Source organism: Acidobacteriota bacterium (assembly GCA_012517875.1).
Classification (GTDB): Bacteria; Acidobacteriota; JAAYUB01; order JAAYUB01; family JAAYUB01; genus JAAYUB01.
In genome coordinates this window covers 1-15,866 of sequence record JAAYUB010000077.1, presented here as the reverse complement: position 1 = coordinate 15,866, position 15,866 = coordinate 1, and the positions used below count along the sequence as shown (strand labels likewise).

Annotated in this window: 15 protein-coding genes; 14 read left to right on the top strand and 1 reads right to left on the bottom strand. The window is 64.5% G+C overall.

The genetic code is table 11. The features are described 5' to 3' along the window. The first annotated feature begins 1 nt into the window (after position 1). The 14 genes from mtnA to GX414_07885 all read left to right on the top strand — a co-directional run bounded on the left by mtnA (position 2) and on the right by GX414_07885 (position 15,324). The gene (gene mtnA, locus GX414_07950) at positions 2–1,057 is read left to right on the top strand and encodes an S-methyl-5-thioribose-1-phosphate isomerase (protein ID NLI47024.1); all 1,056 of its coding nucleotides are present in this window, start codon (positions 2–4) and stop codon (positions 1,055–1,057) included. After that, positions 1,041–2,102, top strand: a complete 1,062-nt coding sequence (tsaD, locus tag GX414_07945) for a tRNA (adenosine(37)-N6)-threonylcarbamoyltransferase complex transferase subunit TsaD (GenBank protein ID NLI47023.1) — start codon at positions 1,041–1,043, stop codon at positions 2,100–2,102. Before mtnA ends, tsaD begins: the two co-directional genes overlap by 17 nt. A gap of 97 nt (positions 2,103–2,199) precedes the next feature. Next, positions 2,200–3,285, top strand: a complete 1,086-nt coding sequence (gcvT, locus tag GX414_07940; protein NLI47022.1) for a glycine cleavage system aminomethyltransferase GcvT — start codon at positions 2,200–2,202, stop codon at positions 3,283–3,285. 20 nt (positions 3,286–3,305) lie between these two features. Then, positions 3,306–3,695: a glycine cleavage system protein GcvH gene (gene gcvH / locus GX414_07935; protein ID NLI47021.1), complete on the top strand. Its 390-nt coding sequence runs from the start codon at positions 3,306–3,308 to the stop codon at positions 3,693–3,695. Then, a complete protein-coding gene (locus tag GX414_07930; GenBank protein ID NLI47020.1) occupies positions 3,695–5,053 on the top strand; it encodes an aminomethyl-transferring glycine dehydrogenase subunit GcvPA in 1,359 nt (452 codons plus the stop codon). The genes gcvH and GX414_07930 overlap by 1 nt, the downstream gene beginning before the upstream one ends. Positions 5,054–5,078: 25 nt before the next feature. Beyond that, positions 5,079–6,569, top strand: a complete 1,491-nt coding sequence (locus tag GX414_07925; protein NLI47019.1) for an aminomethyl-transferring glycine dehydrogenase subunit GcvPB — start codon at positions 5,079–5,081, stop codon at positions 6,567–6,569. A 79-nt stretch (positions 6,570–6,648) separates the two neighbouring features. Next, positions 6,649–8,262 (top strand): M2 family metallopeptidase, encoded by a 1,614-nt coding sequence (locus GX414_07920; GenBank protein NLI47018.1) that lies wholly within the window; start codon positions 6,649–6,651, stop codon positions 8,260–8,262. A 28-nt stretch (positions 8,263–8,290) separates the two neighbouring features. Next, positions 8,291–9,358 carry a class I fructose-bisphosphate aldolase gene (locus GX414_07915; GenBank protein NLI47017.1) on the top strand — a complete coding sequence of 356 codons (1,068 nt, stop codon included), beginning with the start codon at positions 8,291–8,293 and terminating at the stop codon, positions 9,356–9,358. 307 nt (positions 9,359–9,665) lie between these two features. After that, entirely contained in the window at positions 9,666–11,228 is a 1,563-nt protein-coding gene (locus tag GX414_07910) for a Ppx/GppA family phosphatase (protein NLI47016.1), read from the top strand. After that, positions 11,209–11,889, top strand: a complete 681-nt coding sequence (locus tag GX414_07905) for a thymidylate kinase (GenBank protein ID NLI47015.1) — start codon at positions 11,209–11,211, stop codon at positions 11,887–11,889. Before GX414_07910 ends, GX414_07905 begins: the two co-directional genes overlap by 20 nt. Before the next feature lie 2 nt (positions 11,890–11,891). Then, positions 11,892–12,596 (top strand): thymidylate kinase, encoded by a 705-nt coding sequence (locus GX414_07900; protein NLI47014.1) that lies wholly within the window; start codon positions 11,892–11,894, stop codon positions 12,594–12,596. Positions 12,597–12,615: 19 nt separating this feature from the next. After that, positions 12,616–13,023: a hypothetical protein gene (locus GX414_07895; protein NLI47013.1), complete on the top strand. Its 408-nt coding sequence runs from the start codon at positions 12,616–12,618 to the stop codon at positions 13,021–13,023. A gap of 12 nt (positions 13,024–13,035) precedes the next feature. Beyond that, the gene (locus GX414_07890; GenBank protein NLI47012.1) at positions 13,036–13,764 is read left to right on the top strand and encodes a metallophosphoesterase family protein; all 729 of its coding nucleotides are present in this window, start codon (positions 13,036–13,038) and stop codon (positions 13,762–13,764) included. A 108-nt stretch (positions 13,765–13,872) separates the two neighbouring features. Beyond that, complete coding sequence (locus tag GX414_07885) at positions 13,873–15,324, top strand: CHAD domain-containing protein (protein NLI47011.1); 1,452 nt, start codon at positions 13,873–13,875, stop codon at positions 15,322–15,324. A 125-nt stretch (positions 15,325–15,449) separates the two neighbouring features. Here GX414_07885 and GX414_07880 read toward each other — a convergent pair. Continuing rightward, positions 15,450–15,866 (bottom strand): hypothetical protein (locus GX414_07880; GenBank protein ID NLI47010.1); only part of this gene is annotated, 417 nt, incomplete at its 5' end.

Below are 15,866 nucleotides of genomic sequence, written 5' to 3'. Positions count from 1 at the left end.
CATGCACGCGACCATCGAATGGACGGCCGACGACGTCGTGATGATCGATCAACGGCTGCTCCCGCATCAGGTGACGTTCTGCCGCTGCCGCACCCACCAGGAGGTGGCCGACGCCATCCGCAACATGGTGATTCGAGGCGCTCCGGCCATCGGCATCGCCGCGGCGATGGGCATCGCCCTGGGGGCGCGGGAAATCCCCGCCGGCCTGGACCGGAGCGAACAGGCGCGGCGCTTCGAGGCGGTGTGCGGCGCCATCACCGGCACGCGGCCCACCGCGGTCAACCTGTTCTGGGCGGCGGACCGGATGCGCCGCGTGTTCGACGGCCTGCGGGACCGGCCATGGGACGAGGTGGCCGGCCGGCTGGAGTCGGAGGCCCGCGCCATGCTGGACGAGGACATCGCGTGCAACCGGCGCATCGGCGCTTTCGGCCAACCGCTGATCCCGGACGGGGCCACGGTGCTCACCCACTGCAACGCCGGCGCCTTGGCCACGGGCGGCTACGGGACCGCGCTGGGAGTTGTCCGGGCCGCCGCGGAAGCCGGCAAGCGGATCCGCGTCGTCGCCGATGAAACCCGGCCGTACCTGCAGGGCGCCCGACTCACCGCGTGGGAACTGCAGCAGCTGGGCATTCCGGTGACCGTCATCGCCGACAACATGGCCGGGTACCTGATGGCCCGCGGCGAGATCCAGGCGGTCGTCGTCGGCGCTGACCGAATCGCCCGCAATGGCGACACCGCCAACAAGATCGGCACCTTCATGGTCGCGGTGCTGGCCCGGTTCCACGAGATCCCGTTCTATGTCGCCGCACCCGTCTCGACGGTGGATCTGACCCTGGAATCGGGGCAGGCGATCCCCATCGAGGAGCGGAGCGCACGCGAGCTGACGCACTTCCGGGAGCTTCCGATCACGCCCGACGGAGTGGCTGTCCGCAATCCGGCTTTCGACGTGACCCCCTGCCGGCTGATCACGGCCATCATCACCGAGCGCGGCATCGCCACGCCGCCGTTCGACGACACGCTGCCCCGGCTGGCAGGCTCCGATGGCGTCCCGCGCTGACGAACCGCCCGTCACCCTCGGTATCGAATCGTCCTGCGACGAGACCTCGGCGGCCGTGCTGGACCGCGACGGCCGCCCCCTGGCCAACGTGGTGGCTTCGCAGATCGCCTTGCACGCCCCGTACGGCGGCGTGGTACCCGAGTTGGCCGCCCGGGCCCACCTCCAGAATATCCGGCCGGTGGTGGCCGAAGCTCTGCGGCAGTCCGGCACCGAGCGACGCGACCTCGGCCTGGTGGCGGTCACCCAGGGGCCGGGGCTGATCGGTTCGCTGCTGGTTGGGCTGAGCTACGCCAAAGCGATGGCGCGAGTGCTGGAGATCCCGGTGGTCGGGGTCAATCATCTGGAAGGCCATTTCTTCTCACCGTTCCTCGAGCATCCGGACATTCGATTTCCTCTGATCGCCCTCGTGGTGTCGGGCGGCCACAGCAGCCTCTACTACACGCCCCGGTTCGGAACCTATGAGCGGCTGGCTGCCACCCGGGACGACGCCGCGGGCGAGGCGTACGATAAGGTGGCCAAACTGCTGGGCCTGCCGTATCCCGGCGGCCCGTTCATCGACCGGGCGGCATCGAACTGGGCGGGTGATGGCGTGGCCTTCGCCCCGCCGAAAATCTCGGACGGTTCCATGGATTTCAGCTTCAGCGGTCTGAAGACCGCCGTGCTGTACCGCGTCCAGAAGGAACGGATCGACGCCGCCGCTGTTCCGCCCGCCGAGAACCCGGCGGTTTTAGCCATCCTCAAGGGATTTCAGCGGACCGTGGTGGGGCACCTGCTGCATCGGGTCCGCCATTTCTGCCTGGCACGACGTCCGCGGTCGCTCATCTTGTGCGGCGGCGTCGCCTGCAATTCCGAATTGCGCCGTCGCAGCATCGAACTGGGACAGGAACTGGGCATCGACGTCTATCACCCGTCGCCCGAGTACACCACCGACAACGCCGCCATGATCGCCGCCGCCGGCCGCCACGCCGTCGTCACAGGCCGTCGGGACTCCTTGTGCATGAACGCGTTTGCCGATCTGCCCCTGGGGGCGGCACCGCCGGGATAGTCCTTGACACGTTGTTTTCCATTATGTTACGTTCAATTCCTTTCAGTCGGCTGGCCGAAATGTACCTACCTGGGAGGTTCCCTTGAATAGCGAAACGCTGAAGAAGACCCCGCTCACCGAAGTCTGCCGGGCGAGCGGCGGCAAGATGGTTCCCTTTGCCGGCTACGAGATGCCGGTCCAGTTTGCGTCCACCATGGACGAGCATCTCGCGGTGCGCCGCGGGGTGGGGCTGTTCGACGTGTCTCACATGGGTGAGGTGTTCGTCACCGGTCCGGACGCCCTGAAGCTCCTCCAGCGCCTCACCTGCAACAATGTGGAAAAGCTCAAGGACGGCCAGATCCATTATTCCGGCCTCATGTATCCCGAAGGCACGTTCGTGGACGACCTGCTGGTGCACCGTTTCAACGAGCGGAAGTACCTGTTGTGCGTCAACGCCGCCAACCGGGACAAGGACGTGCGCTGGATCCTGGAGCATCAGACCGGCGACGTCCAGGTCGAGGACGCCAGTGATCGCTACGCGCAGATCGCCGTCCAGGGCCCGAAGGCGCTGGAAACCGTGCAGCCGCTGGTGGACGTGGACCTGTCCGCCATCAAGTATTACTGGTTCGCCGAGGGGCATGTGGACGGTGTGCCGGCCATCATCGCCCGGACGGGCTACACCGGTGAAGACGGATTCGAGCTGTACACCGCCAATGAGCCGGCACCGCGGATCTGGCAGCGGCTCATGGAAACCGGACGTTCGTTCGGCGTCGTCCCCTGCGGCCTGGCGGCGCGCAATACCCTGCGCCTTGAGGCCAAGATGGCCCTCTACGGCAACGACATCGACAGGACCACCACCGTTCTCGAGGCGGATCTGGGCTGGATCTGTAAGCTGCAGAAAGAGGATTTCATCGGCAAGGCTGCCTTGCTCAAGCAAAAAGAGGAAGGGCTCCGGCGCAAGCTGGTGGGGTTCGAGATGCTGGACCGCGGCATCGCCCGCGACCACTACCCGGTGTTCGTGGACGGTCGGCCGTTCGGACACGTGACGAGCGGGTCTTACGCCCCCTATCTGCAGAAGAATATCGGGCTGGTCTATCTGCCCATAGAGCACACCGCAGTGGGCACGCCGTTCGCGGTGGAAATCCGGGGCAAACAGGTGGCGGCCCGGGTCGTGGAAACTCCGTTTTATAAACGCAACTACTGACATCACTCCGGGAGGTCGATATGTATTCGGATGATTATCTGTACACGAAGGAACACGAATGGGTGCGGGTGGAGAACGGCGAGGCCACGCTGGGCATCACCCATCACGCTCAGGAGGAGCTCGGTGAGATTGTTTTCGTCGAACTGCCCGAAGTGGGCAAGGTGCTGGCCGCCGGTGACACGCTGGGCAGCGTTGAATCGGTGAAGGCGGTTTCCGACGTCTACGCGCCCGTGAGCGGCGAAGTGATCGCGGCCAACGACCTGCTGGCCGACAAGCCGGAGCTCGTCAACCAGGAGCCCCACGGCGGCGGCTGGATCGCCCGGATCCGCCTGTCCGACAAGAGCGAGTTGGACAGCCTAATGTCCGCCGACGACTACGAGGCTTACCTCGGCGAGGAAAAGAAACACTGATGAAGTACATACCCCATTCCGAGGCGGAAACCCGGGCGATGCTCGAGAGCATGGGCCTGTCCAGCGTGCAGGACCTGTTCCAATGCATCCCGGCCGCTCTCCGGCTCAGCGCCGACCTGCCCATACCCCGGGGCAAATCCGAGTTAGAGCTGGAGCGGTACTTTTATCAACTGAGCCGCGAAAATGACGGGGTGTTGGAGTTCACGACATTCCTCGGCGCGGGCGCCTACAGCCACTATGTGCCGGCCGTCATCGACGGGATCATCTCCCGATCGGAGTTCTTCACGGCCTACACGCCGTACCAGCCGGAAGTCAGCCAGGGTACCCTGCAGGCCATCTTCGAATACCAGACCATGGTATCCCAGCTGACGGGCATGGACGTGACCAACGCGTCGATGTACGATGGCGCGACTGCGGTCACCGAAGCCGTTCTGATGGCGCAGCGGGCGCGGAGCGGCGCCCGGAAGGTGCTGGTGGCGGGATCGCTGCACCCCTTCTACCGCCAGGTGATGCGCACGTACGTGGCGAACTTCGACCTGGCCGTGGAGGAAGTGCCGTGGGATCCCACCGGTCGCGTGGACCTGACCGCCCTGGCGGCCGCGACCGATGACACCACCGCCGCCGTGGTGGTGCAGTCGCCCAACTTCTTCGGGGCGGTGGAGGACGTGGCTGAATGTGCCCGGATCGCCCACGCGCGCAAGGCGCTGCTGGTGATGGCGGTGACCGAGGCGGTCTCGCTGGCCGCGTTCAAGGCCCCCGGCGAGCTCGGCGCCGACGTGGTCGCCGGCGAGGGGCAGTCGTTCGGTATCCCGGTCTCGTTCGGTGGTCCCTACCTCGGTATCTTTTCCACCCGTTCCGAGCACCTTCGCCGGATGCCCGGCCGCGTCGTCGGGATGACGGAGGACACCCGGGGCCGGCGAGGATTCGTGCTGACGTTGTCCACCCGCGAGCAGCACATCCGGCGCGAGAAGGCCACCTCCAACATCTGCACGAACCAGGGCCTCTGCGCGCTGATGGCGTCCGTGTACCTGGCGTACACCGGCAAGAGCGGTCTCCGCGAGCTGTGCCGGCAGAACCTGGCCAAAGCGTATTATGCCCGCGAGCAACTCTGCGCCGTGCCGGGCGTCGTGCCGCGGTTCAGCGCACCGTTCTTCAACGAGTTTGTGCTCACCCTGCCGGGCGACCCGCATGCCTTTGCCCGGTTCTGCAAGGAGCGGCAGATCGTTCCGGGCGTCCCCCTGAAATGGTTCTATCCCGGGCTGGACCAGGACATGCTGTTCTGCGTGACCGAAGTCAACCAGCGGGCGGAAATCGACAGGCTGGTCGCGGCGGTCCGCGAATTCTTCACGCAGCCCTGAGCCCGTCGGCAAGGAGAGAACACTCATGACTCAACGCGTACGCAAAACAATATCCATCAACGAACAGCTGCTGTTCGAACAGGTGCCGGGCAACCGGTCCACCTGCGATTTCCCGCCCCTCGACGTGCCGTCCGGCGAGATGGCCGACTACGTGCCCCGGGAGCTGCTGCGTGACGATATCCCCGGCTTTCCCGAGCTCAACGAGGTCGAGGTGGTCCGCCACTACACGCGCCTGTCCACCCACAACTACCACGTCGATCTGGGCCTGTACCCCCTGGGTTCCTGCACCATGAAGTACAATCCCAAGATCAACGAGAAGCTGGCCCGCATCCCGGCTTTCGCCCAGGCTCATCCCCTGCAGCTGCACGAGAACACCCAAGGCTGCTTGAAGGTGCTGCAGAAGCTCGCCGACCTGCTCGTGAAAATCACCGGGATGGACGGCGTCACCCTCCAACCGCTGGCGGGCGCCCATGGCGAACTCACTGGCATGATGCTGATCCGCGCGGCGCTCACCGCCAGGGGCAACCCCCGCAAGAGGGTGCTGATCCCGGACTCGGCGCACGGCACGAATCCCGCCAGCGCCGTCCTGTGTGGATACACCACGGTGACGCTCAAATCCAACGCCAGTGGCTGTATCGACTTGGATGAGCTCCGGCGCCACCTGGATCCGGACGTCGCCTGCCTCATGATGACGGTGCCCAACACACTGGGCGTGTTCGAGGAGAATATCCAGGAGGTGGCCCGGCTGGTCCATGCCAACGGCTCCTTCCTGTACATGGATGGCGCCAACTTCAACGCCTTCATCGGCGTCGCCCGGCCCGGCGACATGGGCGTCGACGTCATGCATCTCAACCTGCACAAGACATTCTCCACCCCCCACGGCGGCGGCGGTCCCGGCGCCGGTCCGGTCGTGGTGGTGAAGGAGCTGGTGCCGTTCCTCCCGGTGCCGGTCGTGTCCGCCAAGACCGACGGCAGCCTGTTCCTGGATTACAACCGCCCCCAAAGCATCGGGCGAGTGGCGGCGTTCTACGGCAATTTCGGCATCCTGCTGCGCGCCCTGGCCTATATCCTGCGCGAGGGGTCCGACGGCCTTCGCCAGGTGGCGGAGAACGCCGTGCTCAACGCCAACTACATCCGCCACCACTTGAGCCGGGATTTTCATCTGGAATACCAGCAACCCACCTTGCACGAGGTGGTGTTCGACGACAAGAACCAGGCTGACGGGGGCGTCCACACCATGGACATGGCCAAGCGCCTGCTGGATCTCGGCTTCCATCCTCCGACGGTGTACTTCCCGCTCATTGTGCCGGGCGCGATCATGATCGAGCCCACCGAGAGCGAATCGAAGGCGGAACTGGATGCGTTCATCGACACCATGCGGCAGATCGCGCAGGAAGCCCGGGAGTCGCCGAAGCTGCTTCAGGACGCGCCTCAGGACATCCGCAGCACCCGCTTCGACGAGGCGCTGGCGGCGCGCAAGCCGGTGTTGGTCTGGAAGGAGACCGGTCAGGCCTAAGCCACCGTGGCCCAATCGAACCCACAGGCCGAACGGAACTGTTCGGCCTTTTTTTTCCCGGTCGGTTGAAGGAACATCCATGACACCGTCACAGCGGGCACAACGTTTCATCCAAACCATCGAAGCGCAGGTGATCCCGCTGAATCGCGAGGGGAACCTGGCCGCGTGGGAAGCCGCCACCACCGGATCGGATGCCGCCTACCGACGAGCCGCCGACCTGGAGGCGGAGCTGGCGACGGTGTTCGCCGACCGGTCGGCGTACCGCGAGCTGAACTGCATCCGGACCGCCGCCACCGCTGCTGCTCCACTGATCCGTCGCCAGCTCGAATTGCTCCATTTCAAATTTCTCAGCAACCAACTGCCGCCCAAACGGATCCGGGCGATGGTCCGGTTGCAAAGCCGCATCGAGCAGCGCTTCGCCACGTTCCGCGTCCAGACCTCGGCCGGCGAGTTCGGGGACAACGCCGTCGAGGACGTTTTAAAAACCGAGACCGACTCGACCGCCTTGGAAGCAATCTGGCGGGCCAGCAAGACGGTGGGCGTCGCGGTGGCCGATGACGTCCGTGAACTGGTCCGGCTCCGCAACGCCGCTGCCAGGCAGATGGGGTTTCCCGATTTCCACGCGATGTGGCTGCACGTTCACGAACAGGATCGCCGGCAGGTGGACGCCCTGTTCGATGAAGCCGACACCCTGACCCGCAATGCATTCAACCGCGCCAAAGCCAGGCTGGACGAACGTCTGGCGGATCGGTACGGTATCCCGGCGAGCGCATTGATGCCGTGGCACTACCAAAACCGGTTTTTCCAGGAGCCCCCGGCGGCGGATGACGCGGATCACACGCGACACTTCGCCGGCGTCGATCCGGTGGCCGTGGCGCGCGAATTCTTCTCCGCCATCGGACTTTCCGTCGAGACCGTCGTCGCCGCCAGCGACCTGTACGAGCGAGCCGGAAAGAACCAGCACGCCTTCTGCATGGACGTGGATCGCACCGGCGACGTCCGGGTGCTGGCCAACGTGCGGTCCGACAGCCGTTGGATGGGCACCCTGCTGCACGAATTCGGCCACGCCGTCTATGATCAGGGAGTGGATCCGGAGCTGCCCTGGCTGCTGCGTGAACCGGCTCACATCTTCACCACGGAGGCGGTGGCCATGCTCTTCGGGCGCCTGGTGTGGGACGCCCGCTGGCGCGGGGCCTGGTTGGGCGTGGAGGCCGGGGAAGTTGCAAAATGCGCCGAAACTTGTTACAGTGCGTTATGTCTCGGACAACTGGTCTTCAGCCGCTGGGCTCAAGTCATGTATCGCTTTGAGCGGAGTTTGTATGCGGAGCCGGACCAGGATCTCCAGCAGCTCTGGTGGGAACTGGTCGCCGAGTACCAGGGGCTGAAGCGGCCCGCGGGGCAGGGTGGTGCGGACTGGGCGGCCAAGATTCACATCGCCACGTATCCCGTCTACTACCACAACTACCTGCTCGGCGAGCTGCTGGCTTCGCAGCTTCAGGCAGCGCTGGAATCCGGCTGGACGGTTCCAACCGGGCGGCCTTACTGGGAGAATCCGGAAACCGGACCGCAGCTGCGGCAACGGATTTTCCGGGCCGGACGGCGCTATCCGTGGAGCGAGCTTCTGGTTCGGGAAACGGGCGAACCGCTCAGCACCCGTCACTTCGCGCGCCAATTCGTGGACTCTGTTCGATAATAATAACTTGCAGGAGGCAACGGACATGATGAACGTCAACCAGATCAGCAAGCTGTTGGGCGCCGAGGGCGATGCGCTGCTCACGCACGTCGCCAAAGTGCCGAAGGAGCGGTTGCATATTCCGGGTCCGGACTGGGTGGAGCGGATCTTCCTGCATTCCGATCGTCCGGCGCCCGTGTTGCGGAGCATCCAGACGATGTTCGATCACGGACGGCTGGCCGGCACGGGATACCTGTCTATCCTGCCGGTGGACCAAGGCATCGAGCACTCGGCTGCGGCCTCTTTCGCGCCGAATCCGGAATTCTTCGATCCGGAGAACATCGTGCGGCTCGCTATCGAGGGCGGTTGCAATGCCGTGGCATCCACGCTCGGAGTGCTGGGCTCCGTCGCCCGCCGGTACGCGCACCGGATCCCGTTCATCCTGAAAATCAACCACAACGAACTGCTCACCTATCCTAACGGTTTCGACCAGATCATGTTTGCCAGCGTCGAGCAGGCGTGGGACATGGGCGCCACCGCGGTGGGTGCCACCATTTACTTCGGCGCTCCCGAGAGCGGGCGACAGATCGTTGAGGTCAGCGAGGCCTTCCAGATGGCCCACGAGCTGGGCTTGGCCACCATCCTGTGGTGCTACCTGCGCAATCCCGCCTTCAAGAAAGGCGGGGTGGACTATCACACCGCCGCCGACCTGACGGGGCAGGCGAACCACCTCGGCGCCACCATCCAGGCGGACATCATCAAGCAGAAGATGCCCGATTGCGACGGCGGCTATAAGATGCTCAACGTCGACAACACGAAATACGGCAAGTTCGACGAACGCATCTACAGCGAGTTGAGCAGCACCCACCCCATCGATCTGACCCGGTACCAGGTGGTCAACAACTACATGGGCCGGATCGGCTTGATCAACAGCGGCGGCGCGTCGGGCAAGGACGACCTTGGACAGGCGGTCCGCACCGCGGTGATCAACAAGCGTGCCGGCGGCATCGGGCTCATCAGCGGCCGGAAGGCTTTCCAGAAGTCCATGGCGGACGGGGTCAAGCTCCTCAACGCCATCCAGGACGTCTATCTGTGCAAAGACATCACCGTGGCTTGATCCCGTTCTGACTGCAGCGCGGGCACGGTCAGCTTCGCTCCGTCATGCCTGGAACTCGGCCCGGCCGGCGGATGATCCGCCGGTCATCACCGTTCTCAGGTGGACCCCGCTTGGCGTGCCTGCCCGTTGATGCCTGAACCAAATCTTCACAGTAAACCTATACGCCGCCAACTGCCATCGGCTAGCTTTCACATTCACTAAACTGTATAATCGCGTACAGTTAACTGAATCAGTACCACGCGGACGGAGCGGCATGGCCCGGAAGAAAATCCAATCAAAACAATCAGGAAAACGTGGCGACAGCGGGTTGGCTGTCAGGGTGCCGGCGTTTCCGCTGCGCGCGGGCGCGGTGGATGTAGGGTCCAATGCCATCCGCATGCAGGCTGCAGAGTTCGCGACCCCCACGGAATTTACCGTTCTGGAATACCAGCGTGTCCCCGTCCGGCTGGGTCATGATGCGTTTCTCTCCGGCCGGCTCACGCAAGCGGCCATGGATGCCGCGATCCAGGCCTTGCAGGCCTTTGCCGATCGGTTCAAGGATCTGGGTGTGGAACATTGCCGGGCGGTAGCCACGAGCGCGGTCCGGGAGAGCCGGAACGGACCCGAGTTCGTCGAGCGGGCGTATCGGGAGAGCGGCATCGAACTCCGCACCATTTCGGGTTCCGAGGAGGCCCGGCTCGTGCACCTGGCGGTGCGTCGCCGACTGGAGTTGGGGAGTGAGCAGTGGGTGCTGGCCGATCTGGGCGGCGGCAGCGTCGAAGTTTCTCTGGTGGACATCCGGGGCGTCCTCTGGAGCGAGTCCCACACCATGGGTTCGGTGCGACTGCTCGAGGAACTCGCCGGCTCTGGCGAGGAGCCGGGACGCTTTCGCCGCCTGCTCACCGAGTACATCGGCACCCTGCGGATCCCCACCGCGGCGCGGCACCACAAGCCGGCCGGATTCGTGGCCACGGGCGGCACCATCGAGGCGGCGGCTCGGCTGGCCGGTTGCGAGCCGAACCCGGACGGAGTCAGCCAGATCCCACTGGACCGCCTCCGTGCGCTGATCGACACGCTGACGCTGATGTCTTACCGGCAGCGTATCGAGAAGTTCGACCTCCGGGCGGACCACGCCGATGTCATTCTGCCGGCGGCAATGGTCTTCGAACGGCTGGCGGTGCTTTCCGGGCAGGAGATGGTCATCGTGCCCCATGTCGGGGTCAAAGACGGCACCCTGCTGGACCTGGTCGACGAGCTGGCGACCCGGGCAGACCACTGCGACCGGATTGAGCAGGAAGTGATCGCTCATGCCATAACACTCGGGCGGCGTTATATGTTCGACGAAGCCCACGCCCGGCACGTCGCCCACCTGGCCCGTATCCTGTTCGATCAACTGCGCCGGGCGGAACTGGTCCCCGAGACCGACCTGAACCTGCTCCTGACGGCGGCGTTGCTGCACGACATCGGCAGTTTCATCAGCTACAAACGCCATCACAAGCATTCGCACTACCTGATCGCGAATTCCGAGCTGGCCAACCTCACGCCGCGGGAGATGCAAGTGGTGGCGACAGTGGCGCGCTACCATCGCAAGACGGAGCCGTCGCTCCGCCATCCGGAGTTCGAGCGCCTCTCCGAGGCGGAACGGGCGCAGGTGTTGCGCATTGCTGCCGTCCTCCGCATCGCTGACTCGCTGGATCGGGAGCATCTGCAGAAGGTGCGTGACGTGCGGATGCGCCCGAACAAAAACGGTGAAATCCTGTTGGAGATCTTCGGCGACGGCGACTTGCTCATCGAACGGTGGGCGGTGCAGCGCAAGATGGATCTGTTCCGAAAGGCCTACCATAGGAGAGTTAGAATCCAGACAGACAAGGATGCATATGTCCAATCATGAACAGGTTCCCGGCAAGCTCATCGCCGTCGAGGGGCTGGACGGTTCGGGGAAGTCCACGCAGATCTACCTCCTGCATCAGTGGCTGCAGGGGCTGGGATGCAAAGTCTTCTTCACCGAGTGGAACTCCAGCGAATTGGTCCGGGAGGCCACGCGCAAGGGGAAAAAACGCCAGCTGCTTTCCCCGGCCACATTCAGTCTCATCCACGCCACCGATTTCGCCGATCGATATGACCGGCAGATCTTGCCCATGCTCAAGGGCGGGTACCTCGTGCTGTGCGACCGGTACACCTTCACCTCTTTCGCCCGGGATTCTGTTCTGGGGAATGATCCGGAATGGGTGCGGGCCAACTACGGCTTTGCCCGTCGGCCGGACATTGTCTTCTATTTCAAGCTGCCGCTGGAGATCGCGTTGAGCCGCATCCTCGAGGGGCGGCCGAAGTTGAAGTACTTCGAGGCCGGAATGGACCTGGGATTGTCGCCGGATATCTACGACAGCTTTCGGATCTTCCAGAGCCGGGTCATGGCGCAGTATGACCTCATGGCCGACGAGTTCGGCTTCACCGTGGTCGACGCCACTCGGCCCATCCACAACCAGCAGAAGATCGTGCGCGGGATCGTTGCCGATCGAATCGACCTGGCCAGATTCAGGGGGAAGGTGTGACCATGCCGCAGAAAAAGTGCTACGTGGCGCCGCCGCCGGGTGTGGAACCGTCCAAGCTGGGTGGGCTGCTTGTCGTGGTGGAAGGGCCCGATTCGTCGGGCCGGAGCACCCACACCCGCCTGCTTTCTGAGTGGCTGGAGCAGAAAGGCTTCGCCGTGTCCCAGGTGGGCTTGAAGCGGTCGGCGCTGGTGTCGGCCGAACTGGAGAACGCCATGATGGGCAATGTGCTCAGCCCGCGGACAATGTCGCTGTTCTACGCCACCGATTTTTACGACCAGTTGGAGAACAGCATCGTGCCGGCGTTGCGAGCCGGTTCCATCGTTTTGGCCGACCGGTACATTTTCACCCTCATCGCTCGGGACGTGGTGCGTGGTGCGAATCCCGATTGGACGGAGATGTTGTATTCCCGGGCGCTGGTGCCCGACGCGGTCTATTATCTTGCGGTTTCGCCCCGCAACCTGGTGGAACGAACGCTGCGGTCCCACGGGTGTCTCGACTACTGGGAATCGGGCATGGACATCGGGCACTCCCGGGACTGGTTCGAGAGTTTCGTCTGGTATCAAAGGCGCATTCGTGAGGAATTCCGCCGGTTGGAGCAGCGCTTCAGATTTGAGACCATCAACGCCAACCGCTCAGTCCGTACCACCCAGAACGACCTTCGCAAGCGGATCGACGCCGTGTTGCAACAGGCGTTGGCGAAACTCTGAGCAGGAGCGAGAACCACCCATGAGATCCAAGGCACACCGAAAACCGAACGCTTCGAAGGAAACAGCGGCGGCCGAACTGAAACCGTGCCGACCGGCGAAGGCCAACCCCTCCCGCCGCCAGTCGGCCGAGGCGCTCATCCTGGAGCTGAAGGCGCTGCGGTCCGTCCTGAAGGAATCCGCGGCCCAATTCGAAATCAAGCACAGCGGGCGGATTGCCGAGATGATCCGGTTGCTGGAGGGCGATCCCGCCACGGGCGAGAAGCCGGTGGCGCCCAGGGGCAAACAGCGGGACGCCCTCATGACCCGGCTGCGGCAGACCAAGTTCAAGCCCAAGAAGGGCCGCTTGAAGGATCTGGTCGCCCTGCACACCATCGTCGACATGTTGGCGGAGTCGCTCGGCAGCCTGAGCGACAGGGGAGATGTCTAGCGGAGGGCTGGCATGCGCGTCGCATTCCTGTCGGATATCCACGCCAACTTTCCCGCCCTCTGCGCCGCCCTGGAGCGCGCCCGGCTGCTCCGGACGGAGCGTCTCGTCGTGGCCGGTGATGTCATCGGCGGCGGCCCGCACCCCGTGGAAGTCATCCGGCTGCTGCGGGAGCGGTCCGCCCTGGCGATACGCGGCAACGTGGAACGCAAGCTTCTGTCTCTGCAGGGCAAGTCGAAACGCCAGAAGCGGTGGCTGAAGCGAAAAAGCGCTGCCCACCTGGTCTGGACCGCCCGACAGTTGGGCGACGCGGAATGGGAATGGCTGGCCGCGCTCCCGGACACCCTGCATCTGGATTTCGACTCCGTGCGCACCCAGGTAGTCCATGGGACGCCCCAATCCGATGAGGAGTATCTCTTCCCCAGCGTGACCGCTGAAACCATTCGGCGGGCAGGTCTCGATCCGGTCGCCCAGGCGCTGGTGTGTGGGCATTCCCATATTCCGTTCACGAAGATGGCCGCCGGCATCCGCATCATCAATTGCGGTTCGGTGGGACGGCCTGTGGATGGCGACCCGCGCGGCGCCTTTGCCGTGGCGGATTTCGTCGGGCCGGCCATCCGGCGGCCCCGCATCGTCCGGTTCCGATACGCCGTGGCCGATCTGGTGGCCGACCTGGAGGCGCGCGCGGTGCCCGGGGCGCGGGGCGGTGAATACCTCAGGGGGATCAAACTGCGGGGCGTGTGAATCACTCCCCGCCGAACGGGCCACGGAATGACAGCCGTTGAGCGGTGTTATTTCTTAACGGGAAGCCAGCGTCGGGTCCGGGACGGCCTGACGGCTCTGGGGTACTTTTTGGAAGCAGCCGAAGACGAAGTATGGCAAGGCACCTACTACGATACCCACTCCGGCAGTTTGTTCCGGCGGGGGATCCGCCTGCTCGGTATCGCGGATCCGGCGCAGTGGCGGTGGTTTCGGGCGGAACTGACGCCGGCGGCTGATACGTTGCCCGACGAGGTACCAGCAGCCCCGCCGCCGCCTGACGATACACCGGTGGAATGGCGCGGACAGCGCCTGCTGCCGGTGCTCCGCCTGAGTGTCCGCCGGCGGACGCACCACCTCACGGCCCGATCTGGACAGGTGTTCCATCTCAGTTTCGGCGAGGCGGCATTTGCCCGACCCATGGCCCGGGAGTGGACCGCGGGCCCACGGTTGGTGTGCCTGTCGGTACCGGAGGGCCAGGAGAGCGAGGTCGCAGTGATCGGCAGCTTTCTGCGGGATCTGTTTCGGCTGAAACCACTGCCGCAAGATCTCCTGGTGTACGGCCTGGATGTGGTGGATGCACACCTGCCGGGCGCGCCCGTGCCTGCCCGATTGAAGCTGAAATCCGACGATACGATTCGCCAGGCGGGGCAAAAATTGCTGTCTCGGCAGGCGTTCAAAATGCAGGCCAACATCGAAGGGGCCCGGATGGATTTGGATCCGGAATTCGTGCACGATATCCGCGTCGCCACCCGAAGGGCACGGTTTGCCCTGCGGCTGTTCGGCGAGGAGCTGGGACGGACGGAAGCGGAGGCCCTCCGGGCCGAGTTGGCCTGGATCGCCGGGCTGCTGGGCCAGGTGCGCGATTTGGACATCATGCATTGGAACATTCACCGTTACACGGACGAACTGGCCGGCCGGCCGGCCGTGCCCACAGCCATTCGGGAGCACATGCAATCGGCGCGCAACGAAGCGCTGGCCGTACTGAACGAAGCGCTGGCAGGCAACCGGTTTGCGCAGATGTTGAACCGGCTGGAGCGAATCGCGGCGGACGAAAGCGGGCCGCCGCCGTCCGAGCCGGTCCGCAGCGTGATCGAAGCGGCGCCGCCGCTGATCCGGGCGGCGATGGCGAGACTCCAGCGATGGCTCAAGCGCCGCCCGGCGGAATTGACGCCGGCCCAGCTGCACCGCATCCGGATCCATTTCAAACGGCTGCGCTACACATGCGAATTTTTCAATGACCTGTTCGCCGAGGCGTTCACCGCGGCGATCGGCCAATGCGTGGACTATCAGGACTGCCTGGGCGAGCACCAGGACGTCCAGGTGGCAGAGACAAAGCTCCGCGAGATGGCCCAGCAGCTGGCGTCGGTCGGCGGAATCCCGCCGGAGGCGCTGATATTCGTGGGCAGCATGATTCAACGGCTCGACGGCGTAGCCCGGGATTGCCGCAGGATCTTCGAAAAACGTTGGAAGCAGTTTCCCCGGCTCATTGCAGATATCGACGCATCGATGGAGCCCGGCACCGGTCCGGAAGCGGCGGACTGATCCACGTGGATATCGCCTGGTTGAACGGATTTCCGAGCAAGCCAACGACCTGACGCGCACCGCCGTAGGCCCGGTTGTGAGCGCCGTCCCCCAACCGCTGTCCAGAAGGCGGAGTGCGGCCGGTTTCAATTCGATTTGGTACGTTTTTCGAACAGGGCGAAGCGGAACAGCAGGTTCAGCCGTTCCATCACCGGGATGATCTTGCGCACACTGTACATGTCGACGAGAGAGCTGCCGACGATGAGCGGCAGGCGCGGCCGGGCCGCCATGCAGCCGCCGCACTCGGGAAAGGCGCCGGCGTTGCCACGGAGGTGGGCGGCCCGCATCGCCTGCATGCGTCCGTTGTTCCAGATCCGATCCAGCGGCTCCTCCCGGATGTTGCCAAGCGGTTGTCCGGTCCAGGCGTGGCAGCAGGGAAACACGTTGCCGGTTTCCTCGATGTAGATCGGACCTTGCCATAGGTAGTGGCAGGGGTTCTTGGCCTTGGCGGCCGTCGGCGCAGCGGGGAGGCAGACGTTCTCGACGCCGATCTCATCCTCTTT